This window comes from Ralstonia sp. 24A2 (assembly GCF_051783885.1).
GTDB lineage: Bacteria > Pseudomonadota > Gammaproteobacteria > Burkholderiales > Burkholderiaceae > Ralstonia.
In genome coordinates, this window is the sequence record NZ_JBPVZD010000002.1 from 1442301 (window position 1) to 1463597 (window position 21297).

At 59.7% G+C, this 21297-nt stretch carries 20 protein-coding genes; 6 read left to right on the forward strand and 14 right to left on the reverse strand.

Going from position 1 to position 21297, the window contains the following annotated elements; translation table 11 throughout:
• Window positions 1-41: 41 nt before the first annotated feature.
• Window positions 42-950 carry a dTDP-4-dehydrorhamnose reductase gene (rfbD, locus tag ACS13N_RS11635; RefSeq protein ID WP_438931800.1) on the forward strand — a complete coding sequence of 303 codons (909 nt, stop codon included), beginning with the start codon at window positions 42-44 and terminating at the stop codon, window positions 948-950.
• Here rfbD and ACS13N_RS11640 read toward each other — a convergent pair whose 3' ends face one another.
• The 9 genes from ACS13N_RS11640 to rfbB form a co-directional block, all read right to left on the reverse strand.
• Complete coding sequence (locus tag ACS13N_RS11640) at window positions 951-2807, reverse strand: polysaccharide biosynthesis protein (protein WP_438931801.1); 1857 nt, start codon at window positions 2805-2807, stop codon at window positions 951-953.
• Window positions 2808-2868: 61 nt separating this feature from the next.
• Window positions 2869-3429 (reverse strand): sugar transferase, encoded by a 561-nt coding sequence (locus ACS13N_RS11645; protein WP_438931802.1) that lies wholly within the window; start codon window positions 3427-3429, stop codon window positions 2869-2871.
• Window positions 3426-4379, reverse strand: coding sequence for a UDP-glucose 4-epimerase family protein (locus tag ACS13N_RS11650; RefSeq protein WP_438931803.1), 954 nt, complete (start codon window positions 4377-4379; stop codon window positions 3426-3428). The genes ACS13N_RS11645 and ACS13N_RS11650 overlap by 4 nt, the downstream gene beginning before the upstream one ends.
• Window positions 4380-4385: 6 nt before the next feature.
• The gene (locus ACS13N_RS11655) at window positions 4386-5546 is read right to left on the reverse strand and encodes a glycosyltransferase family 4 protein (RefSeq protein WP_438931804.1); all 1161 of its coding nucleotides are present in this window, start codon (window positions 5544-5546) and stop codon (window positions 4386-4388) included.
• A gap of 49 nt (window positions 5547-5595) precedes the next feature.
• Window positions 5596-6552, reverse strand: coding sequence for an NAD-dependent epimerase/dehydratase family protein (locus ACS13N_RS11660; protein WP_438931805.1), 957 nt, complete (start codon window positions 6550-6552; stop codon window positions 5596-5598).
• 41 nt (window positions 6553-6593) lie between these two features.
• Window positions 6594-7628, reverse strand: coding sequence for an EpsG family protein (locus ACS13N_RS11665; protein ID WP_438931806.1), 1035 nt, complete (start codon window positions 7626-7628; stop codon window positions 6594-6596).
• 446 nt (window positions 7629-8074) lie between these two features.
• Window positions 8075-9244: a dTDP-4-amino-4,6-dideoxygalactose transaminase gene (gene rffA, locus ACS13N_RS11670; protein WP_438931807.1), complete on the reverse strand. Its 1170-nt coding sequence runs from the start codon at window positions 9242-9244 to the stop codon at window positions 8075-8077.
• A gap of 166 nt (window positions 9245-9410) precedes the next feature.
• Window positions 9411-10292 (reverse strand): glucose-1-phosphate thymidylyltransferase RfbA, encoded by an 882-nt coding sequence (gene rfbA / locus ACS13N_RS11675; RefSeq protein WP_438931808.1) that lies wholly within the window; start codon window positions 10290-10292, stop codon window positions 9411-9413.
• 15 nt (window positions 10293-10307) lie between these two features.
• Window positions 10308-11369 carry a dTDP-glucose 4,6-dehydratase gene (gene rfbB / locus ACS13N_RS11680; protein WP_438931809.1) on the reverse strand — a complete coding sequence of 354 codons (1062 nt, stop codon included), beginning with the start codon at window positions 11367-11369 and terminating at the stop codon, window positions 10308-10310.
• Window positions 11370-11546: 177 nt separating this feature from the next.
• Between rfbB and ACS13N_RS11685 the strand changes: the two genes are divergently transcribed.
• The 4 genes from ACS13N_RS11685 to ACS13N_RS11700 all read left to right on the forward strand — a co-directional run bounded on the left by ACS13N_RS11685 (window position 11547) and on the right by ACS13N_RS11700 (window position 16149).
• Complete coding sequence (locus ACS13N_RS11685; protein ID WP_438931810.1) at window positions 11547-12935, forward strand: phosphomannomutase/phosphoglucomutase; 1389 nt, start codon at window positions 11547-11549, stop codon at window positions 12933-12935.
• Window positions 12936-12978: 43 nt separating this feature from the next.
• Window positions 12979-13977 (forward strand): lipopolysaccharide heptosyltransferase I, encoded by a 999-nt coding sequence (waaC, locus tag ACS13N_RS11690; RefSeq protein ID WP_438931811.1) that lies wholly within the window; start codon window positions 12979-12981, stop codon window positions 13975-13977.
• Complete coding sequence (gene waaA, locus ACS13N_RS11695) at window positions 13977-15302, forward strand: lipid IV(A) 3-deoxy-D-manno-octulosonic acid transferase (protein WP_438931812.1); 1326 nt, start codon at window positions 13977-13979, stop codon at window positions 15300-15302. The genes waaC and waaA overlap by 1 nt, the downstream gene beginning before the upstream one ends.
• 112 nt (window positions 15303-15414) lie before the next feature.
• The gene (locus tag ACS13N_RS11700; RefSeq protein ID WP_438931813.1) at window positions 15415-16149 is read left to right on the forward strand and encodes an META domain-containing protein; all 735 of its coding nucleotides are present in this window, start codon (window positions 15415-15417) and stop codon (window positions 16147-16149) included.
• Here the strand turns inward: ACS13N_RS11700 and ACS13N_RS11705 are convergent, their stop codons facing one another.
• The 4 genes from ACS13N_RS11705 to ACS13N_RS11720 all read right to left on the reverse strand — a co-directional run bounded on the left by ACS13N_RS11705 (window position 16150) and on the right by ACS13N_RS11720 (window position 19603).
• Window positions 16150-17637, reverse strand: a complete 1488-nt coding sequence (locus ACS13N_RS11705) for a TolC family outer membrane protein (RefSeq protein WP_438931814.1) — start codon at window positions 17635-17637, stop codon at window positions 16150-16152.
• A 116-nt stretch (window positions 17638-17753) separates the two neighbouring features.
• Window positions 17754-18086 (reverse strand): rhodanese-like domain-containing protein, encoded by a 333-nt coding sequence (locus tag ACS13N_RS11710; RefSeq protein WP_438931815.1) that lies wholly within the window; start codon window positions 18084-18086, stop codon window positions 17754-17756.
• A 27-nt stretch (window positions 18087-18113) separates the two neighbouring features.
• Entirely contained in the window at window positions 18114-18764 is a 651-nt protein-coding gene (locus ACS13N_RS11715) for a protein-L-isoaspartate O-methyltransferase family protein (RefSeq protein WP_438931816.1), read from the reverse strand.
• A gap of 95 nt (window positions 18765-18859) precedes the next feature.
• Complete coding sequence (locus tag ACS13N_RS11720; RefSeq protein WP_438931817.1) at window positions 18860-19603, reverse strand: TetR family transcriptional regulator; 744 nt, start codon at window positions 19601-19603, stop codon at window positions 18860-18862.
• A gap of 193 nt (window positions 19604-19796) precedes the next feature.
• Between ACS13N_RS11720 and ACS13N_RS11725 the strand changes: the two genes are divergently transcribed.
• Complete coding sequence (locus tag ACS13N_RS11725) at window positions 19797-20054, forward strand: YkgJ family cysteine cluster protein (protein ID WP_438931818.1); 258 nt, start codon at window positions 19797-19799, stop codon at window positions 20052-20054.
• Window positions 20055-20385: 331 nt separating this feature from the next.
• Here the strand turns inward: ACS13N_RS11725 and ACS13N_RS11730 are convergent, their stop codons facing one another.
• Window positions 20386-21297 carry a glycosyltransferase gene (locus ACS13N_RS11730; RefSeq protein WP_438931819.1) on the reverse strand — a complete coding sequence of 304 codons (912 nt, stop codon included), beginning with the start codon at window positions 21295-21297 and terminating at the stop codon, window positions 20386-20388.

Genomic DNA, 21297 nt, shown 5'->3' on the forward strand with positions numbered 1-21297 from the left:
CGATGACCAATGTGATGTGCCGGTGAGTAGCTCTAGCTCAAATGAAACGAATTCTTCTGACAGGATGCCGAGGGCAGCTTGGGACGGCGCTCATTGCGGAGTTGAACGGATTGGGTGAACTGATCGCAACTGACCGGCAGTTCTTAGATGTACGTGACTCAGGGGCGATGCGTCGCGTCTTGCTGGATAGGCGACCAGATGTCATCGTCAATGCAGCAGCCTTCACCGCTGTCGACCGCGCGGAGTCACAATACGCAGAAGCTGAAGCGGTCAATGCTGTCGCACCAGCAATCCTGGCTAACATCGCACGGTCAATCGGAAGTACGCTGGTTCATTTTTCGACGGACTACGTTTTCTCTGGTTCGCTGTATGCACCCTATCGAGAAGCGCATAGGCCGCGCCCTCTTTCCGTGTACGGGAAGACCAAGCTGGCGGGGGAGGAGGCCATACGGCAGTCGGGATGTCAGCACCTTATCTTCCGCACGGGTTGGCTGATGTCAATGACAAAACCAAACTTCATCCAGTTTGTTCTCGATAAGCTTATTGGCGGACAGGCGTTCCCCATCATCGAGCAATGGGGGGCGCCGACGTCGGCAACATGGCTTGCTCGCGTTGCTGCGGTTGCTGTACGACGCATGCTCAGCCCTGGTGGGTTCGGCATGCCGGAGACAGACATCTTGCACGCGAGCTCATCCGGCTGTGTATCGCGCCAAGGGCTGGTTGAGTACATCGCCGCCCAAGCGACTCGTTTGGTTCCGGACGCGAGGGATCGGGCGAGAAACCTCCCCCAGATCGTTGGTCTTGCTCACTTTGGCGCACGACGCCCAGCACATGCTGTGCTGGACTGTTCGAGGCTGCAGTCGATACTGCAAGTCGTGCCACCGTCGTGGCAATCCGTTGTGGACGAGATACTGCTTTTCGAAATGGAGCGTCTCGTTCGTAGGCAATGATCAGTCGATCATTGCATCCGGTTCGTGAAGCAGGTCGACAATTTCTCGGTCGGGTTTGAAGCCGGCAACGTTCTTCAGCAGGATTTGCCGGATGGCTTCCAAGTCATTGCTCGTGCATGCGACGCTGAGCTGCTCAAGCACAGCTTCCATCGCAGGACGATCAAGGTGGCTTTCCCGTGCTTTCATGATGCGAGGGTGTGGCGTACCCATGACATCATCGCCAATCAGCAGCTCCTCGTACAATTTCTCGCCTGGGCGCAGGCCGCTGAACTCAATGCCGATATCGCCCTGGCCATCGGTATCGCCGGGCTCTTTGACCGACAAACCACTCAGGTGGATCATGCGTCGGGCCAGATCAACAATCTTTACCGGCTCCCCCATGTCCAGAACGAAGACCTCGCCATGGCCGCCAAGTGCTCCAGCTTGAATGACCAACTGAGAGGCTTCGGGAATCGTCATGAAGTAGCGAATGATCTCGGGGTGCGTCACGGTGATGGGGCCACCGCGAGCAATCTGTTGGCGGAACAGCGGAACGACCGAGCCCGACGAGCCCAGTACGTTGCCAAACCGGACCATGCTGAAGCGCGTGTGTACGCCAGGGTCGCTTGCAAGGGACTGCAGTACGAGCTCCGCCATGCGTTTACTCGCCCCCATGACATTCGTGGGGCGCACCGCCTTGTCCGTCGAAATCAGGACGAAGGTTTCCACGCCAGCCTCGATCGCCGCGAGAGCGGTCGCTTGCGTGCCGAACGTGTTGTTCAGGATGCCCTCGATCATGTTGAATTCAACGAGGGGCACGTGTTTGTAGGCTGCTGCGTGATACACCGTCTGGATGCAGTAGCGGCGCATCACGCTTGCAAGCCGAGCGCTGTTTTGGACAGAGCCGAGAATCGGGAGAATCTTCAGGTCCAGTGCGTGGTTTTGAGCGATATGGAGCAACTCTCGCTCGATCGCGTACAAGGCAAACTCTGACAGCTCATACAGCAGCAACATCGATGGTTTGTTGCGGATGATCTGTCGACAGAGTTCACTGCCGATTGATCCTCCGGCCCCGGTGACCATCACGGCCTTGCCTCGAATGTTTGCAGCCAGGAGTTTTTCTTCCGGCGGAACCGCGTCTCGGCCCAGCAGTTCATCGATTTCGACCTCGCGAACGTCCGTGAGCTTGACCTCTCCACCAACCAGATCGGCGATGCCCGGCACGGCTTGTACGCGGACGCGCATTGGTACGAGTTGATTGATGATCTCGATACGGCGGCTTCTGGGGGCCGATGGAATCGCGAGGACGACAACGGAGATGTCAAGCCGACGAATCAGTGCCTCAAGATTCTTGTTCGGATAGACGGTCAACCCGTCGATGGAGAGGCCAAGCTGGGTAATGTCGTCATCGACGAAAGCAACGGGGTCATATTCCCGCCCGTGGCGCAACGCGACCGCCAGTTGTCGGCCAGCGCTTCCGGCACCATAGATCAGGACCCGCCGCTGCTCGGGAGCAGATTCCAACTGACGCAGTAGAAAGCGCGCGAGAAAACGGCTTGCGCCGATATAGAAAACCGCAAGTACCCAATAGATGGCGAGTGCTCCACGCGGAATCGCTGGGAGTCCGGTGAAGGCGTACACACTCACAAAAAGTAGAACGGAAAGTGTGACGGCGAGGACGATCGTGACCGCTGCCTTATCTCCGAGGTACCGGATGACTGCGCGGTAAAGCCCCAATCGGACAAAGATTGGGATGGCGATGATGGATGGAAGCAAAAAAATCCACGGACTGTAGGTGCTCGCAGCGTGCCAGTTGTCTAAGCGAAGTCCAATTGCCGTCCATAGCGCAAGAGGTAGCAGTACAAAGTCTGCTGCCATGATGAGCGGTCGCTTGATGGCCCGTGGCCAGTTCGCGATTCTGTGGAGCATATGACCGATCCTAGTGAGAGACGCCATCCCGCTTGACGACTTTGATGAAGGTCAGGGCGAGAATTTTGAGATCAAAAAAGAGGGATTGCTTGCTTGCGTATTCGGTGTCGTACTGCACTTTGACTGGAATCGGGAGTTCGTCGCGTCCGTTGACCTGAGCCCATCCAGTCAAGCCTGGGCGCAGTAGATGTACGTTGTTCTCTGTGCGCAGACCGACAAGATCATGCTGATTGAACAGCGCCGGCCTCGGACCAACAAAACTCATATCGCCAACCAAGATGGACCAGAGCTGCGGCAACTCGTCCAAACTGCTTTTACGCAGGAACCCACCTATTGGGGTGAGGTATGTGTCAGGGTTACTCAGCAAGTGGGTTGCGACGGCAGGCGTTCCAATACGCATGGAACGAAACTTGGGCATCTTGAAGAGTCGGTTCTGGCGGCCGACACGATCAGACCAATAGAGAATCGGGCCCTCCGAGGTGGTTTTGACAAGTATCGCCACAACAAGGGCTGGTAGACCTAGGATGGCGATCACAACAAGGCAAAGGGCGAGGTCAAAAACGCGTTTCATGCGTGTTCATGTTTCGAAGAAATGAAATGTGCAGCAGTGGCCAGGAGACCCTCCCGCAGTCCGACTTTGGGCGACCAGCCCAGTATTTCCTTGGCAGGACTGATGTCCACTTGTAGCGAACCTGTCAGTCTGTCGATGAAGCCACTTCTTCCGGTAAGTGTTCCGAGTGCCCTCAAGATGGGCACTGGCACAGGTACCAGAATCGCGGGGCGTTGCATTGCATGGCCAAGCTCGCGTGCTAGGTCTGCTGTTCCGATGTCGTGATCATCGGATGCCAAGAAAGTGTGTCCAGCAGCCCTGGGGTGAGTCGCGGCCGTCAGCAGCAGATCCACCAGATTATCAACACCGACCATGCTACGCAGATTGTTGACCGATCCGATTGGCAGAGGGATGCGGCGATATACCGCCTGCATCAGGCTTCTGAAGTTTGCCTTGACTCCGGGGCCGTACACCAGAGGGGGGCGCACCACGACAATTTCCAAGCCACTTTCCTTCGCCAGCGCCCACAATGCTTGCTCCGCCATGTGCTTGGAGCGTCCGTAAGCGTCTTCCGGAGCCGGAGTGTCTGCCGCTGTATAGGGTCGGTCAAATGTGGCTTCGCCGTTGACCTTCACGGAGCTGACATAGAGCAACCGCTTGACGCCAGAAGCAACAGCTTGCCGGGCTAGATTCAGTGTCGCGTCGACATTCACGAGCGAGAAGGCAGCCAAGGGGTCGGCCTCGGTTTCGTTCATCACATGAACGCGTGCAGCGAGGTGGATGACGGCAGTGACACCCTGCAGCGCTTCCGTCCAGTCAGTTCGTGCATTGAGCTCCCCGACGTTGACCATACCGGGCATGGGCGTTCGGGCAGCAGGAGTATGGGCTATACCCTCACGCTCTAGCCGCTGGCAAAGCTTGCTGCCGACAAATCCTGTCGCTCCAGTAACGAGTATCTTGGTGGCGTGCATCGATGTTCAAGCCTGGTTCAGGACATCTGAGACGCCCTGGCGATCATAGAAATTCATCATGGCCCGGACGACAATGTCCTGTGAAAAATAATCATGGGCGCGCTGTCGTGCTGCTTCCCCGAGTCTGGAGCGCAATGCGTGATCGGAGGCAAGCCGTATCATCAGCGATGTCATTGCCTCCACATCTTCAACTGGGTGGAGCATTCCCGTTGAGCCGTCTATGACTGCGTCTGAAATGCCGTATATGCGCGAGGCAATGGCTGGGATTCCCGTGGCGGCGGCTTCAATGATTACGGTCCCGAATCCTTCTCGATGCGAGGGTAAGCAGAAGACATCGGCCGCCGCCATGTAGTCTTCAGGGTGATCCGTGAAGCCAAGACGATGGACTCGCCCATTCGTGTCACGTTTGGCCTGCGCGATCGGAACCTCAAGATCTTCCTCGGCGGGCCCGACGATCACGAGGTGTGCATTCTTCAACGCGTTGGCGACTGTACTGAACGCCGCGAGTAGCTCGACAATACCCTTGTCTGCATTGACCCGGCCGACAAATAGGAAGACGGTGGCATCGCGCTCGATACCCATGGTAGTCCTTATGACAGTCCGTTTCTCGATATTGGGCTTGAATCGAGCCGTGTCCACGCCGCAAATTGAACCATGTGCCAATACCTCAATGTTCTGCGGGCTGGTGACACCCTGTTCGATGAGGAAGTGCATCTGCGACGGACTATCGGTGAGCAACCTCGAAGCGCATGTAGCAAGAAGTTTGTCCATCAATTTCAGTACGTGCCGCATCCCCCCGGTTCTTGTCGCCCAGACTTGGCCGGTGAATGAGTGGAACCTATGGGGAACCGCCCCCAATTTGGCTGCCAGCATTCCAAGCAGGCCAGATTTCGGCATGATTGTGTGGACTGCGGTGAAGTGCTCACGTCGGATGAATCGCCAAAGCCAGAGCAAGCAGCGCAGATCCTCAAACAGAGCGATGTCTCGCCGGATGGGGCAGGCCACAAATGACACATGCTCTCCGAGAAGGGTATCGAGCTCTTCTGACGTGCCATCGCATACAAGCACAACGTCATACTGCTCCGCCAATGCCTTGATATGCGGGCCAATAAAGACTCGCAGGGGTGTCGCGATCGTCGAAATAACACAGACGCGCTGTCGCTTCATGACCGCATTCCTCTACCAATATAAAAAAATCGCAAATTTGAGTGCGATCCTAGTGAGTGTCAAGCATGGACAACGCTCGAGATGCGACGGAAATGGTCGCCTTGATACCCAACTCGCGCTCAATCTTGTCGGAAGGGTATCGGGTACGGTTGACTAGTGCGTTGATGCGTTCATTTGTTAGCGGAAATCGGGGTAGTGCAGATCCCATGTACGCGACCATGCGCATTGCGCTCTCGGGTATGCGCAGCGATGGCGGCCTGACATCAAAGGCTCGAGCTGATCCCTCCGCCAAGGTCTCCAAGGTGCAGTCATTCGATAGGTTGTAAATCTGACCGCGCGCATTCGGGTAGCGAGCACATGCGATCAATGCTGCAACAACGTCCTCGACGTGAACGTAGTTGGCGATAGCCCCGGGCTTCCCAATATAGAAAAACAGCCCCCGGCGAATCATCCGGAGCAGCGCGCGTAACGATTGATTCGTCATTGCTTCACCAAAAACATTTGCAGGGCGAACAATGGTCTGGGTGATGAGACCAGCTTGATCCGCAGCCAAGACCAGCTCATCTGCCTGCGTTTTGGTTGTTTCATAGGGACCGACTGGGTGAGGAGGGGTGTCCTCCTCGATCACCCGCGGTTCAGCGGCTCCCATCTGTGGGGGGCCATAGGCACCGACACTACTCAACTGCACCCAATGTGGACGTACTGTGGGCGCTTGCTCTGCGATTGCCTGCAGCAAATTACGCGTCCCACCAACGTGCACTGCTTCCATGATTGCGGGACGGTACAGTTCTCCAGCGCAGTGAAACAGGACATCACTGCCTCGTAGAAACTCGCCCAAATGAGGGCCGACCTCAAGAAGATCACCTTGTACGTGACGGAGTTTCCCTGGCGAGATTGTTTGGGCCGCACGTCGGGATAGCACCGTGACGTCCCAACCCGCCATGAGCAGGTGGTCGATCAAGACACGGCCAATGAAGCCACTGCCCCCCGTTACTGCCGCACGCACGATTTTTCCTGAATTGAAATTTGAAGCATGGCGGGGGTTATTTACAGTATGGAGAAGTAGGAAATCAATGTGATCGCGCTTAGTAGCGCCACGGATGCCATCACCGGCTTGATGCGCTGCGGCGTCAAGCCGAGGCCGATGATAGGCATGAGTTGCCAGCTCAGCAACGCTATGCGATCACTAAACGGGATATGTCCAATGAAGAAGAAGAGCCCATTCAGCAGTAGGTACAGCTTGATTACTCTTAGGCAGTTGCGATCGACCGCAAACCGGCATTGTCGAGCCACAACCCATGCCAGAATTGGTAGCGCACTAAAAGCGATAAAGTGCCACTTGAGACCGGTGTTGTAGGTCTCAGCCAATTCCCCGGTTAAGTATGAAAAATAGTACGGATATTGTTCGCTGATGCCGGGTGGTATTACGCTTGCAACCAAGGCTACCAGCTGCTGCGGAAGCGAAGCAACGGCGGCAACTACGCACAGCGACCAGATCAGCAGGAACGTGCGCAAGCTCCAGTTCAATCGCAAGATCAGTAGTGCCGGTGCAAAGATCAAGGTGCTTGCATGAAACAATGTACCAAGGCAGATGAGGGCGAAAGGCCGATATCGACGCCCTGTCAGTTCTGCATCAAGGGCATAAATAACGAACACCAATGCCATGCCTTGCCGAAGCACATTTAGACTCAATGAGTAAAACATCGGAAATGCGAGCCACAACAGAGCCGAATAAACTCCATCTCTGAACAGAGGGCTGCGCTTTCCCCACGTGCTAGTGAGGCCGAAAAACTGAAAGGTGAAGATCAGCCAGAAGTATGCATAGGTCGACTCGGTAATATGGGTAACTAGCCAGGTGAAGCCATAAAACCCAGGCTCTATTCGCTCGAAGCCCGTCGGAATTCCGAGATTGTGTGCGATCGCATCAAAGTACAGTGCGTATGCAGTTTTGTCAGAGTCGGGTCCAAAGTCAGCTGCGGCGAACAAAAGAGCCAACAACATCCCTGCGACAATATAAAGCGCATGCGGAAGCGGGCCACGAGATGGCCGTAATGTCGATGAGGTCCGATTCTGTTGTTGCATGAGCGTCTTCTGAGAATCTAGCGAACTCACATTCGCGGACCAACTGCTTGGTGAATCTGTGCGGTTTCTCTAATATGTTGCAAGTCTAGTCATCCGATATGCAGCAGTTGGAGTCGAGGCACACCAAAATCGGCTGCTTCATCATTTCACCGGTAAGCCAGAATTCTGGCGAATGCACAAACATACGACCCGGCACGCAAGCGTGCCAAAAAGTGTGCGTGAGATGTTCAGGGCAAATGCAACCAGTCCTGGAAATCCGCCTGAGAATTGCAGTGAATACGCGCTGACAGCGTAGAGGAGTCCGTGCGGCAGCTCCAGGTTCTCGCGACGCTTGGTGGCACACTTAACGTCGCCGGTGGGGCCAAGCTGCACAACGTTGAGTTTTGAGAGCGCGAGCCCAGCAACCATGCATGCTGTCTGAGCCCTACCGCTGGATAGCAATGCGGTTAGCCAGCGCTTTGACACGCGAAAAAAGCTCCGATAGCGGCGCACACGCGATCGACCTGTGCGTCGGTCATTTCGTAGAACAGGGGCAGCCGGAGCAGGCAATCGGTATAGCGATCGCTGTTAGGCAGCGCTCGGCCGTCATGTTTGGCGGCGTAGAACGGGCTCGCGTGCAGTGACAAGTAGTGAAACACTGCATGGATGCCCTGGGCTTTCAGATAAGCCGCGAGTTCCGTGCGCTCCTCCAGCGTTCGGCACACGATGTAGGCCATGTGGGCATTATTTGTTGCCCACTGAGGAATCCGCGGTAGCGCGATATAGCCACGTCCTTCCACTGGTGCGAGCTGATCCTGATAACGTTCGTAGATAGCTTTACGGCGACCTTGAATCGTGTCAAGTTGCTCGAGCTGCGCAAACAGGTATGCAGCCACAAGCTCCGATGGAAGGAAGGAGGAACCGATGTCGACCCATCCGTATTTGTCGACCTCCCCGCGGAAGAACGCGGAGCGGTTCGTGCCCTTTTCTCGGATGATCTCCGCGCGAGCTGCCAAATCTGCGCGGTTGACAGACAGCAGGCCACCTTCGCCAGCGATAATATTCTTCGTCTCGTGAAACGAGAACGTGCCGACGGCGCCAATGGTACCGAGCGGTTTATCCAGATAGAACGAGTCAATGGCTTGGGCGGCATCCTCAACAACGGGAATGCCTGCTGCTTCCGCCAGTGCTGTGATTCGCCCCATGTCACAGGCAACACCTGCGTAGTGGACAACCACGATCGCTTTCGTGCGCGGTGTGATCAACGTGGCGATCTGCTCTGGATCGATGTTGGGGTGATCTGAGCAGCTATCTGCGAACACGAGCCGAGCGCCACGCATGACGAACGGGTTTGCCGTGGAGACGAACGTGTATGACGGCAGAATGACCTCGTCACCTGGCTCAATGTTGAGCAGAATGGCCGCCATCTCCAAGGCATCGGTGCAGGACGTGGTCAGTAGCGGCTTGAGGATGCCGTAGCGTTGCCGGAAATATTCATGGCAGCGCTTGGTGAAAGTGCCGTCGCCCGCAATCTTTCCGGCAGCCGCAGCTTGCGCGATATAGGCAAGCTCCCTCCCGTGCAGATATGGCTTATTGAAGGGAATCGGCGGCGTTTCCTGGCGAATGGCATCGGTCATATTGTGGTCCGCTGTATGGGTCTCGGTGCTGATGCCGGAGGTAGAGATGGGCACTTGCACGATTTCTTCTTGTGTCGCAGATGCGTGGTCATTCTCTGCGATCGGTGTTCCAAAGTTTTCGTCTACGGCTTACTGGTTTGCGAAATGTCTGATGTCGCCGCGACGTTTAGAGTCCAGGCTCCGCGAGCAACTGCTTCAGGTATCCACCGTAGCTGCTTTTGGAGAGCGGGGCGGCGATCCGCGCCAAATCTTCAATGGTGATCCAGTGCTTCCGTAACGCGATTTCTTCCGGACATGCCACCATGAGACCTTGGCGCTTTTGCAGGGTGGCGATGAAGCTTGCGGCCTCCAGCAGCGAGTCGTGCGTTCCCGTATCCAGCCACGCATAGCCTCGCCCCATGATCTGAACTTCCAGTTGGTTGGTTTCCAGATAGTGCCGGTTGATGTCCGTGATCTCGAGCTCTCCTCGCGGCGACGGTTTTACCTCTCTTGCAACGTCGCAGACATTGTTGTCATAGAAGTAGAGTCCAGTGACCGCGTAGTTCGAGCGCGGCTTGCTGGGCTTCTCCTCCAGCGAGAGCGCCTTGAAGTTTTGGTCGAATTCCACAACACCGTATCGCTCGGGGTCGTGTACGCGATAGGCGAAAACCGTTGCCCCCACATGGTTGGAGGCTGCTTGGCCTAACTGCTGGATGAGGCTGTGGCCGTGGAAGATATTGTCACCAAGCACCAGGGTTGACGGATCATTCCCGATGAAATCGCTACCGATGATGAACGCTTGTGCGAGCCCATCCGGCGATGGCTGAACAGCGTACTGGAGATTCACCCCCCACTGACTGCCATCGCCGAGCATCTCGGAGAAGCGTGGCGTGTCCTGCGGTGTGGAGATGATAAGGATGTCGCGAATACCCGCCAGCATTAATGTGCTGAGGGGGTAGTAGATCATCGGCTTGTCATACACAGGAAGCAGTTGCTTCGAGACAGAGTGCGTGATCGGGTACAGACGTGTCCCTGAACCACCCGCCAGAATGATGCCTTTGCGTGCCATGGGGAATCCGGTTGGTTAGTGGCGGCTGCCGTAGTTCACGTCGACCCACTCTCGATAGGCGCCGGACATCACGTCCGCCACCCACTCCTGATTCTGGAGGTACCACTCGACGGTCTTGCGTAAGCCGGTCTCAAAGGTTTCGGCGGGCGTCCAGTTCAACTCGCGTTCCAGTTTCCGTGCGTCAATGGCGTAGCGGCGGTCGTGGCCAGGCCGGTCCTTTACAAAAGTGATCTGCTCACGATATGAGCCCTGCGAGCGTGGCTTGAGTGCATCTAACAGGTCACACAACGTGTGGACAACTTCAAGATTGCTCTTCTCATTCCATCCGCCGACGTTGTAGACCTCGCCCACTTGACCGGCTTCCAGCACACGACGTATCGCGGCGCAGTGGTCACCGACATATAGCCAATCGCGCACATTCAACCCATCGCCATACACTGGCAGAGGCTTGCCGGCCAGCGCATTGGCGATCATTAGCGGGATGAGTTTCTCGGGGAAGTGATACGGGCCGTAGTTGTTCGAGCAGTTGGTCGTCAGGACCGGTAGCCCATAGGTATGGAAGTAGGCTCGAACCAGATGGTCTGAGGCGGCCTTCGATGCGGAATATGGGCTGTTGGGGGCGTACGCTGTGGTTTCCGTGAAGGGGGCGTCATCCTGGCTCAGCGAGCCGTAGACCTCGTCGGTGGAAACGTGGTGGAAGCGGAAGTTTTCGCGCGCTGAACCTTCCAGCTTGCTCCAGTAGGCGCGTGCTGCTTCCAGCAACGTGAATGTACCGAACACGTTCGTTTGCACGAAGTCCGCTGGGCCGTGGATTGATCGATCTACATGGCTTTCCGCCGCAAAGTGCACGACTGCACGGGGGCTGAATTTGGTCAGCAGTTCGTCCATCGCTTCGCGGTCACAGATGTCTGCGCGAACGAACGTATGCCGGGTATCACCCTCAAGCGACGCGAGCGTCTTGAGATTGCCTGCGTAGGTGAGCTTGTCGACGTTGACCACAGGCTCGTCGGAGCCGCGCAGCCAATCCAGAATGAAGTTGGCGCCAATAAAGCCAGCGCCGCCTGTAATCAGAATCATGCGATCTTCGGTAAGCGTTGCGCGCGAGGCCGATGTGCCAAAAAGCGGCCGTGCGACGGGATGAGACGGACGGCTCACAAGAGCCAGCCCGCTATTATAAAGGCTTAAAGGTTAGAATCCGAGACTGCCCGCAACAACATTTGCCGCACATCGCGGTTGCATGTGCTCAGAAATTCCATGACTGAACTCAACCCCACCATCTTCAAGGCCTACGACATCCGCGGCATTGTCGGAAAAACCGTCGATGCCGAAACCGCACGTCTGATCGGCCAAGCATTTGGCTCGGCGGCACGCGCCAAGGGTGAATCCGCCGTGGTGATCGGCCGCGACGGCCGTCTGTCGGGCCCCGAGCTGCTGGCGGCGCTGGCCGATGGCTTGCGCGCAAGCGGCGTCGACGTGATCGACCTGGGCCTGGTTGCCACGCCAATGGTCTATTTCGGTACCAACATTGAACTGGCTGGCCGTCGTGCCACCTCGGGCGTGATGGTCACCGGCAGTCACAATCCGCCCGACTACAACGGTTTCAAGATGGTGCTGGCAGGTCAGGCCATTTACGGTGAACAGATTCAAGCGCTGCGCACGCGCATCGAGCAGGGCGACTTCACCCAGGGTGCCGGCGATTACGTCCAGGTGGATATCCGCCAACAGTACATCGACCGTATCGTGTCGGACGTCAAGCTGAGTCGCCCGATGAAGATTGCCGTGGATTGTGGCAATGGCGTGGCGGGTGCCTTTGCGCCGGAGCTCTTCCGCGCGATGGGCTGCGAGGTGACGGAGCTGTTCTGTGAGGTGGATGGTCACTTCCCGAACCACCATCCGGACCCGGCGCATGTCGAGAACCTGCAGGACCTCGTGCACACGCTGCAGACCACCGATTGCGAACTTGGCCTCGCCTTCGACGGCGATGGCGACCGCCTGGGCGTGGTCACCAAGGATGGCCAGGTGATCTTCCCCGATCGTCAACTGATGCTGTTTGCACAGGAAGTGCTGTCTCGCAGTCCGGGCGGTGAGATCATCTTCGATGTGAAGTGCACGGGCAAGCTGGCTCCGTTCATTCGTGAGCACGGCGGCAAGGCCACGATGTGGAAGACCGGCCATTCCCTGGTCAAGGCCAAGCTGAAGGAAACTGGTGCGCCGCTGGCCGGTGAGATGAGCGGCCACATCTTCTTCAAGGACCGCTGGTACGGCTTCGATGATGGCCTGTACACGGGCGCGCGCCTGCTGGAGATCGTCTCGCGCCTGGCGGACCCGAGCGCCACGCTCAACGCACTGCCGAACTCGCACTGCACGCCCGAGCTGCAACTGAAGTGCGCGGAGGGTGAAGCCTTCACGTTGCTCGACAAGATCAAGGCCAATGCCACGTTTGCGGGCGCAAAGGAAGTCAATCGCATCGACGGCGTGCGCGTGGAATACGAAGACGGCTTTGGTCTGGCGCGCCCGTCCAACACCACGCCGGTAGTGGTCATGCGCTTCGAGGCCGACAACGATGCGGCCATGACGCGCATCCAGGAGCAGTTCCGCCGCGCGATCCTGGCCGAGAAGCCGGACGCGCAACTGCCGTTCTGATCGCACGGTCCGTACTCATGAAGTTGGGGGAAAGGATGGCGGCATGCGTGTGCTGATCGTCAAGGTATCGTCGCTTGGCGATGTGGTGCATTGCACACCGGTCGTGGCCGATATTCTGCGCGCGCATCCGGATGCCGAGATCGACTGGGTGGTCGAAGAGGGCTTTGCCGGCATCGTGCGCATCGTGCGTGGCGTGCAGGGTGTGATTCCCTTTGCGCTGCGGCGCTGGCGCAAGTCGCTGGGCTCCGGTAAGACATGGAGCGAGATGGCGGCCTTCCGTCGCGCGTTGCGCGCCAAGTCGTACGACGTGGTGCTCGATGCGCAAGGTCTCATCAAGACTGCGTTGGTTGCGGCCCAGGCCAGGCTGACGCCGAGCGGTTTCGTTGCCGGTTTCGGCAATCGCACCGATGGCGCTGGCTATGAACCGCTCGCCAAGCTGTTCTACCAACGCAAGATCGAGATGGAACCGCGCGTGCACGTGGTCGAGCGCTCGCGCCGCATGGTGGCCGAGGCGCTCGGCTACACGCTGCCCGAGTCGATCGATTTTGGTCTGCAGCCGTCGACGGAATTGCCGTTTGCGATGCCGCGTCCGTACGTTGCGCTGGTGCACGCGACCTCGCGCGCTGACAAGGGCTGGCCGCAAGCCTCCTGGGTGGACGCGGCACGTGAGTTGCTGGCGCGTGACTACGCCATCGCCCTGCCGTGGGGCAGCGAGACTGAGCGACGCACCAGCGAGGCCATTCGCGAGGCCATCATTGCAGCGGTGCCGGGCACGGTGGGGCGCGTGGTGATTCCGCCGCGCATGTCGCTGCCGGATGTGACGGCATTCCTCAATCAGGCGACGGCTGTGGTGGGCGTGGACACAGGGCTCGTGCACATTGCCGCCGCGCTGTGCAAGCCGACGGTGGCGCTCTATAACTTCACGACCTCGTGGCGCACGGGCGGCTACTGGACGCCCAATGTGCGTGACCTCGGCAGCGCCGAGGCCCATCCTACCAGCGCCCAGGCGCTCGATGCACTGCGTGCGCTGGGTGTGCTCTGATGCTGCGCTTCCTGTATCGCCTGCTGTGGCGCATTGCGCTGCCTCTCGCACTGCTGCGTCTGTGGTGGCGTGGCCGCAAGGAGCCCGGCTATCGTCAGCACATTGGCGAGCGGCTTGGCCTTTATCCCTCGCGCGCGAATCCTGATCGCCCATTGCTGTGGGTGCATGCCGTGTCCGTAGGCGAGACACGCGCCGCGCAGCCGCTCATTGATGCGTTGCTCGCGCGCTTTCCGCACCATGCCGTGCTGCTCACGCATATGACGCCGACCGGCCGCCGCACGGGTGCCGAGTTCGCGGCGCAGCGCAACGGCCGCGTCATTCAGGCGTATTTGCCGTATGACCTGACTGGCGCTGTCGATCGTTTCCTGCGCCACTTCCAGCCGCGTCTCGGCTTGTTGATGGAGACGGAGATCTGGCCGGTGCTGATCGAACGCGCCTATGCCGCTGGCGTACCCGTGGTGCTCGTCAACGGGCGTCTGTCAGCGCGAAGCCATCGCCGTACGTCTCGCCTGGGCGAGGCCGCGCGCGAGACGTACGCACAACTGGCCGCTGTGCTGGCGCAGACACCGGACGATGCCGACCGTTACCGTTCGCTCGGTGTGCCGCGTGTGCGTGTAACGGGTAACCTGAAGTTCGACATCACCCCGCACGTCGACCAGATCATGGCGGGCCGCGTGCTGCGTGAAGCCTTGCACGGACCGTATGGGCGTGTGGCCTGGGTGGCCGCCAGCACGCGCGAAGGCGAAGAGGCGTTGTTGCTGGAGGCATGGCAGGCGCATCGCGCGCAGCATGTCGGGCGTCGGCACCCGCTGTTGATTCTCGTGCCGCGCCATCCGCAGCGCTTTGATGAAGTAGCGCAGCTTGCAGAGCGTGTGGGCTTGCGCGTTGCGCGTCGCAGCGCAATGACAGTCTCGGCTGCAGGCATGGTGAACGACGCCAGTTTGGCCGAAGCGGATGTCCTGCTTGGTGATTCGATGGGCGAGATGGCGCTGTACTACGCCGCCGCCGAAGCCGCATTCATTGGCGGCAGCCTGTTGCCGTTGGGTGGACAGAACCTGATCGAGGCATGTGCTGTCGGGACCCCGGTGGTCATCGGGCCGCATACGTTCAACTTTGCGCAGGCCACGCGCGATGCCGTGGCTGCAGGTGCCTGCATGCAGGTGGACGATGCGGCAGCGGTGATGTGCGTGATTGATACGTGGTTGTCTGACGCCGATGCGCGCGAGACCGCATCACGTGCCGCGCTGGCCTTTGCAGCCACGCATGGCGGGGCGACAGCGCGCACCGTGGAGGCCGTCGCGTCGCTCGTATTGCCGACGCTGTAACGCGCAAGCCACGTTCGGCACGAAAACTGCGAACTCAATCCGCGCGGCGCAGACTAACGGCTCTTTGTGCAGTTTGCCGCAGTTTGCATTCGTCATCGTCTACGAACCGTTCATGTCTCAATCGAATCGTCCCAAGCCAAGCCTGCTGCAGACGCCGCGCCGTGTGGTGCTGACGGCAGCGGCCTTGGCCGTGCTGACCGCAGCCACCATCATCGGCGCCGGCTGCATGACGCCCGCGCCCACCAGCAAGCCCGCTACGGCAGTGGCAAGTGCCACGGCCTCCGCCCCCGTCGCGCAAGCCGCGTCGGCGCCTGAGGCGAAGCCCGCTCCCGCCAGCGCCGCGCCCAACCCTGGCCAAGCCACCTTGACCCAGGCGCAAGGCGAGGGCCGCTCACGCTTCGTGCTGGTGCGCTGGCAAGAGCCGGGGGCTGCACCCAAGGATCTGCCCTCGGCTGAGGGGGAGGACACTGATCCGGCCGCGCAGCCGATCTCCATCGAATTCAGCGCCGGCCTGGAAGCCGCCAGCGGCGTCGCATCGGGCTACTCGGGCTGCAACCGCTTCACTGGCCCGTACGAGAAGCTCGTCTCGGGCATGCGTTTTGGCAACCTGGTGACGACACGCATGGCGTGTGACCCAGCGCGTATGGAGTTGGAGGGTGCGCTTATGGAAGCGTTGAAATCGCCATTGGCGACCGTCGGCATGCAGCCTTCAGCTTCGGGGCGTCAGGGTCGTCAGGTGATTTGGAAGACCGCCAGCGGCGCGCTACTGCAGTTTGCAGAGCGGCCACTGCCGACGCCGACATCTGCGCCGGCACCGGCGTCATCACCAAGCGGCCAGACCCCCTGATCAGCGCTTGGCGGGTTTGGTCGCGGTCGGTGCCGACTTTGCCGATGTGGGCTTGGCAGAGCGCGTCGGCAGGGCGGTGATGTCGCTTGATCCGTTGGCTGTGAGTAGCGTATTCACCTGAATCACGTCAGCCTCGTTGAGCGAGCCGGCGGCGGATTTCAGCCGCAAGCCATTGACGATGGTGTCGTAGCGCGCGTGGGCCAGATCGCGCCTTGCCTGGAACAGTTGCGCCTGCGCATTCAGCACGTCGGTGCCGATGCGCACGCCCACGCCATAGGCGAGCTGGTTTGAATCGTATGCTGTGCGCGCCGACAGCTCGGCCGCTTCCAGCGCCTTCACCTGCGCCAACCCTGCAACCACACCGATATACGCTTGCCGCGCGCCTTGTTCGGCCGCACGGCGAGCGTATTCAAGGTCGCTCGCAGCCTTGGTTTCCAACGCGATGTTCTCGCGCACGCGCGACTGGATCGCGCCGCCCGCGAAGATCGGAATCGACACCTGCACGCCAATCTGTGAGCTATCAAAGCGCGCGCCCCCCGGCAGCGAAGGAAGGTACTGGTTGCCGCTCGCATTGGTATGGCCCGTTTGCGCGACGAGGTCGACGGAGGGCAGGTGGCCGGCAGCGGCTTTTTTGACATCGCGCTCGGCGTTCTGCAGGTTGTACTGGGCGAGCGCCACCTGCAGGTTGCCGCTGCGTGCCTGGTCTACCCAGGGTTCGGGGGTGGCCGGCTCCGGCTGCGGCAGCGCTACGCCTGTGCGCACGCCTGCCAGCGTGCCGACCGGCTCGCCAACGATCTGCTTGAGTGCCGACTGTTTGACCTCAAGATCACTGCGCGCGGCAATGACGGTCGCATCGATGGCGTCGCGTCGCGCTTGCGCGTCGTTGGCATCGGTGATGTTGGCGTTGCCGACATCGAAATTGCGGCGGGCCTGCTCATACTGCTGCTGGATGGCGTCGCGCTGTGCGGCGGCAAGCTGCAGCGTGTCCTGCGCGTTGAGCACGTCGAAGTAGGCCTGTGCCGTGCGTGTAATGAGATCAAGCTGCGCTTGTGCGAGCGAGGCCTCAGCGGCTTGCGCGGCAATCTCGCCTTGCTTGTAAGTCTCCCAGCGGTCCCAGCGGAACAGCGGCTGCGAGAGCGAGAGCGTCCAGCCTGTCGACGAGAAGGTTTTGTTGAATTCGACCGGCGCCTTCTGATCAAAGATGACGCGCGTCGAACTCCATGCGCCACCAATCTGCGGTAACAGGCCGGCACGGCCTTGCGTGAGCTTCTCACGCTGTGCGAGCGATTGCGCGCGGGCCGATGCGAACTGCGGATCGTTGGCCAGCGCGGCGCGGTAAGCGGAGAGGAGATCGGTCGCGGCCGGCACATTCTGCACTACCGGCGCGGGCGTTTGGGCCCACGCCAGCAATGGCGCCATCGACCAGCACAGCACAACAAGCGAACCGCGCACGGCAAACCGCGCGCGGCCAATGCAAGCAATACGCATAAAGCCCCCGGACGAGGAAAACGTCGGAAGGCAGCGCGGGCGCGTCAGAACCTGTGCACGCGAGTTGGAGCGTGAGCAGGCTCAGTTGGGTTCGTGCCCGGCGGCGGCTTCCCCAATCAGTACGTCGCCATCTGCGGGTCCACCTGGTTGGCCCAGGCATGGACGCCGCCTTGCAGGTTGTAGATACGAGCCGGATCAAAGCCAGCATGCGTGATCAGAAACTGTGCAACCTGCGCGCTGCGCCCGCCGTGGTGGCAGATGCAGACGATGTCTTGGTCAGCTTGCAGCTCGCCGGCGCGGGCTTGGATCTCATTCATCGGAATGTGTGTGATGCCAGGCAGGGCGCAGATCTCTACCTCTTCAGTCCAACGCACGTCGAGCAGGACGGGCTTCGCGCGCGATGCGTCGGCGAGCCATTGGGCGAGGGTGGAGGGAGCGAGCTGTTGCATGATGATTGGGGAGGGCCGGATGGTGGATCAGAAGCGGAACTGCGACGGTGCAGGCACGCCCACCAGCGGTGTCACGTAGGTTTCGAACAGGTTGCGCGTCTGGTATTCGGTGTTGGAGATGCGCGTGATGAGCTGCGCTTCCATGACCGGTGCACCACCCACGAAGATCGACAGGCGGCCGCCCACCTTGAGCTGCTTGAGCAGCGCTTCCGGCACCGCAGGCACCGAGCCCGACACGCAGATCACGTCGTACAGGTCCTGGCCCCAGCCTTGTGCGCCGCTGGCTTCGACCACGTCGACGTTGGTCACGCCGTTGCGCGTGAGGTTGTCGCGTGCAAAGGTGATCAGCTCAGGCACGATGTCCAGCGTGGTGACCTGGCGGCCGCGGTGGGCCAGCAGGGCGGCCATGTAGCCCGAGCCTGCGCCGATTTCCAGCACGTCTTCATGCTTGCGCACGGCCAGCTCCTGCAGCACGCGGGCTTCCACGCGCGGGGCCAGCATGTTCTGGCCGCCGGCCAGCGGGATTTCCATGTCGACGAACGCCAGTGCGCGATAAGCCTCGGGCACGTAGTGTTCACGTTTGACGACGGCCAGCAGGTCAAGCACGTCGGTATCGAGCACGTCCCACGGACGGATTTGTTGCTCGATCATGTTGAACCGGGATTTTTCGATGTCCATGGGCATGCCTTCCACGCGGAGCGAGTGATGCAAATGAGGGTTTGACGACAAACCTGGCATTTTAGCAAGTCCGGAGGACATTCCGGCAGAGAACGTCATGACTTGGTGCCCCCGTTGAGGTCACCAGCGGTATCGGATAGGGTGCGCCACGGCTGTACGGTGAGCGGAGGTGGCGGCGGGATCACGGCGCCGGGCACCGGACTGCGCAACAGGCCGTGCAGCATCAGCGCCACCACGTGCGTGATGAACGCTTTCGGCTCTAGCACTTTGGAGGCGCACGGGCCGAACGAGTGTTTCCACATCATCAGGAAGAGCATCGGGGCGGTCAGCGCCAGCGTGGTCAGGTCCACGTCGGTTTCGCGGAACTCACCACGGGCAACGCCGCGCGCCAGGATGCGCGCAAACAGGCGGTCGCAGCGCTCAATGACTTCTTCGTTGTAGTACTGCGCCAGATCGGGGAAGTTGCCGGATTCGGCCATTAGCAGCTTCGTCAGGCCCGAGGCCGACGATTCGCCGATCAGCTCCCACCAGCCCATCAGGATTTCGTGCAGTAGCGCTTCGGTGGTGCCCTCAAAGGTGCCGATCAGGGATTCGCCCTCGGCCAGTGCGGGCAGCAGGTTTTCCTGCACCACGGCCTTGAACAGTTCTTCCTTGTTGGCGAAGTACAGATAGACCGTGCCCTTGGACACACCGGCCGCCGATGCCACGTCTTCCAGTCGTGTGGCCGCATAGCCGCGCGCCACGAACAGGTTGAGCGCCGCCGCCACCAACTCCTGTGGGCGGGCTTCCTTGCGGCGGGTCCAGCGTTTGGCGGAAGACTCGGTATCTCGATCGGTCACGGCAGCAACTGCAAAAGGGATGTCAGCCAGCACACAAGGGTCACTGACTCACGGATAACTTACTTTCCGGTCATTAATGTACGCATGGCGCGAGGGTGGGTCAAGCAACATCGGAGCAGTCAATCAGACTGGGCCTCGAATGTGCTGGTGCACAATAGCGGTTTTCCAAGCCATTTCGTTGACTAGGACGGCCATGGACTGCCGACCCCACTGCGGCGCGTGTTGCATTGCGCCCTCGATCTCCAGCCCGATTCCCGGCATGCCAACCGGCAAGCCGGCAGGCGTGCGTTGCGCGCAACTGGATGACGCCAACCGCTGCCGCATCTTCGGCCACCCGGAGCGTCCGGCAGTGTGCGGCAGCCTGCAGCCCGAATCCGACATGTGTGGCGACACGGCGGTGCACGCCATACAGTTCCTGACTCGACTCGAAATCGCCACTGCGGCGCATTGATCTTTCATGAGCGATTTCGCAAAACCTGCCGCCCGCACAAACCGCCTTCGCTGGCAGGGGGGGGCGCTGGACCCCGCGCATGACCGTTCGCTCGTGATGCAGTTGATGGAGCGTGACGGCACGGAGCGTGCGCTTGGGCCTTACGGCGTGGTTATCACGCTGCTTGCCGAACTGATCGAGCCTTTCCCAGGGGGGGCTAAGCGCCCATCGAGGGTGAGTTGACGCTGCAGGTTGTGCTCGGCCGCCAAGGAGAGAACCAAGTCGGTTGATTTGCGCTGAAGAAAAATCCGATGGCGAAACGCGTGTTGGCGCGGCCGTGATTGCCGTTTGTCTAGCGAACCCGCTTCTCGGGAGCCACGGCGCGGCGAATCCTCAGGGCCTCGCGCAGGCGCGCCAAGTCCAGAGAGGGCAGGTTGCGAATCAGGAACCAGATCATGGCCGGAGAGATGGTCCTGACATTGAGGTGATAGGCCAGAATGCTGATGATCGCGTGCGCGTAGATGTCCCGGCGACGCTCTGGCAATGTGGCGAAGCTGTCCATCAGATGGCCGATCAGGTTCCGGTACGATTTGCTTCGGCCCTTTCGGGATCCCGAAAAGGCCGAACTCGAGATATTGCAACGATACTCGACCAGAACCGAATTGATGAAGCAGGCCGTTGTACCCGGGGCGCTCAGGTACTCCATGGCGAAGTACCACTCCATGAGATCCGCGGGATATACCCTGGTCTTGAGGGCGCTGGCCCGGTACATGTATGAACTGTGTACGGCGATGGTGCCCCAGAGCGCCTGTTCCGCCTGCGAATAGAAGATCAGCGGCTCCTTGGACGGGAATGCCCCCGTTTCACACTCATATGACCGATCGTCGCTGAAATAGCGTGCGCGGTGGATGACGAGATTGCAGTGCGGGTTTGTCTCGAACACATCGACCTGACGCTGCAATTTACCGGGCAGCATGATGTCGTCGCCGTCGATGTGCGCGACATACTCCCCGGCTGCGGCAGTGTGGGCACGGAAATAGTTACGGCCGACACCAACGTTCTGCGTATTGGGCAGGACGCGGATCAGGTCCGGGTACTTTGCGCCATAGGCGTCGACGATGTCGCGTGTACCGTCCGTCGAGCAATCGTCGGAGATGACAATCTCATACGGGAAGTCGACTTGTTGTCCGATGATGCTGTCAAGGCATTCGGCGATATAGGCGCGCTGGTTGTAGCAGGAGACAACAACGGAAAGCTTGAGCAT

Excerpts from the sequence above, each read along its gene's own strand:
- rfbD (WP_438931800.1), top strand. The coding sequence starts at position 42 with ATGAAACGAATTCTTCTGACAGGATGCCGAGGGCAGCTTGGGACGGCG.
- ACS13N_RS11640 (WP_438931801.1), bottom strand. The coding sequence starts at position 2,807 with ATGGCAGCAGACTTTGTACTGCTACCTCTTGCGCTATGGACGGCAATT.
- ACS13N_RS11645 (WP_438931802.1), bottom strand. The coding sequence starts at position 3,429 with ATGAAACGCGTTTTTGACCTCGCCCTTTGCCTTGTTGTGATCGCCATC.
- ACS13N_RS11650 (WP_438931803.1), bottom strand. The coding sequence starts at position 4,379 with ATGCACGCCACCAAGATACTCGTTACTGGAGCGACAGGATTTGTCGGC.
- ACS13N_RS11655 (WP_438931804.1), bottom strand. The coding sequence starts at position 5,546 with ATGAAGCGACAGCGCGTCTGTGTTATTTCGACGATCGCGACACCCCTG.
- ACS13N_RS11665 (WP_438931806.1), bottom strand. The coding sequence starts at position 7,628 with ATGCAACAACAGAATCGGACCTCATCGACATTACGGCCATCTCGTGGC.
- rffA (WP_438931807.1), bottom strand. The coding sequence starts at position 9,244 with ATGACCGATGCCATTCGCCAGGAAACGCCGCCGATTCCCTTCAATAAG.
- rfbA (WP_438931808.1), bottom strand. The coding sequence starts at position 10,292 with ATGGCACGCAAAGGCATCATTCTGGCGGGTGGTTCAGGGACACGTCTG.
- rfbB (WP_438931809.1), bottom strand. The coding sequence starts at position 11,369 with ATGATTCTGATTACAGGCGGCGCTGGCTTTATTGGCGCCAACTTCATT.
- ACS13N_RS11685 (WP_438931810.1), top strand. The coding sequence starts at position 11,547 with ATGACTGAACTCAACCCCACCATCTTCAAGGCCTACGACATCCGCGGC.
- waaC (WP_438931811.1), top strand. The coding sequence starts at position 12,979 with ATGCGTGTGCTGATCGTCAAGGTATCGTCGCTTGGCGATGTGGTGCAT.
- waaA (WP_438931812.1), top strand. The coding sequence starts at position 13,977 with ATGCTGCGCTTCCTGTATCGCCTGCTGTGGCGCATTGCGCTGCCTCTC.
- ACS13N_RS11700 (WP_438931813.1), top strand. The coding sequence starts at position 15,415 with ATGTCTCAATCGAATCGTCCCAAGCCAAGCCTGCTGCAGACGCCGCGC.
- ACS13N_RS11705 (WP_438931814.1), bottom strand. The coding sequence starts at position 17,637 with ATGCGTATTGCTTGCATTGGCCGCGCGCGGTTTGCCGTGCGCGGTTCG.
- ACS13N_RS11710 (WP_438931815.1), bottom strand. The coding sequence starts at position 18,086 with ATGCAACAGCTCGCTCCCTCCACCCTCGCCCAATGGCTCGCCGACGCA.
- ACS13N_RS11715 (WP_438931816.1), bottom strand. The coding sequence starts at position 18,764 with ATGGACATCGAAAAATCCCGGTTCAACATGATCGAGCAACAAATCCGT.
- ACS13N_RS11725 (WP_438931818.1), top strand. The coding sequence starts at position 19,797 with ATGGACTGCCGACCCCACTGCGGCGCGTGTTGCATTGCGCCCTCGATC.
- ACS13N_RS11730 (WP_438931819.1), bottom strand. The coding sequence starts at position 21,297 with ATGCTCAAGCTTTCCGTTGTTGTCTCCTGCTACAACCAGCGCGCCTAT.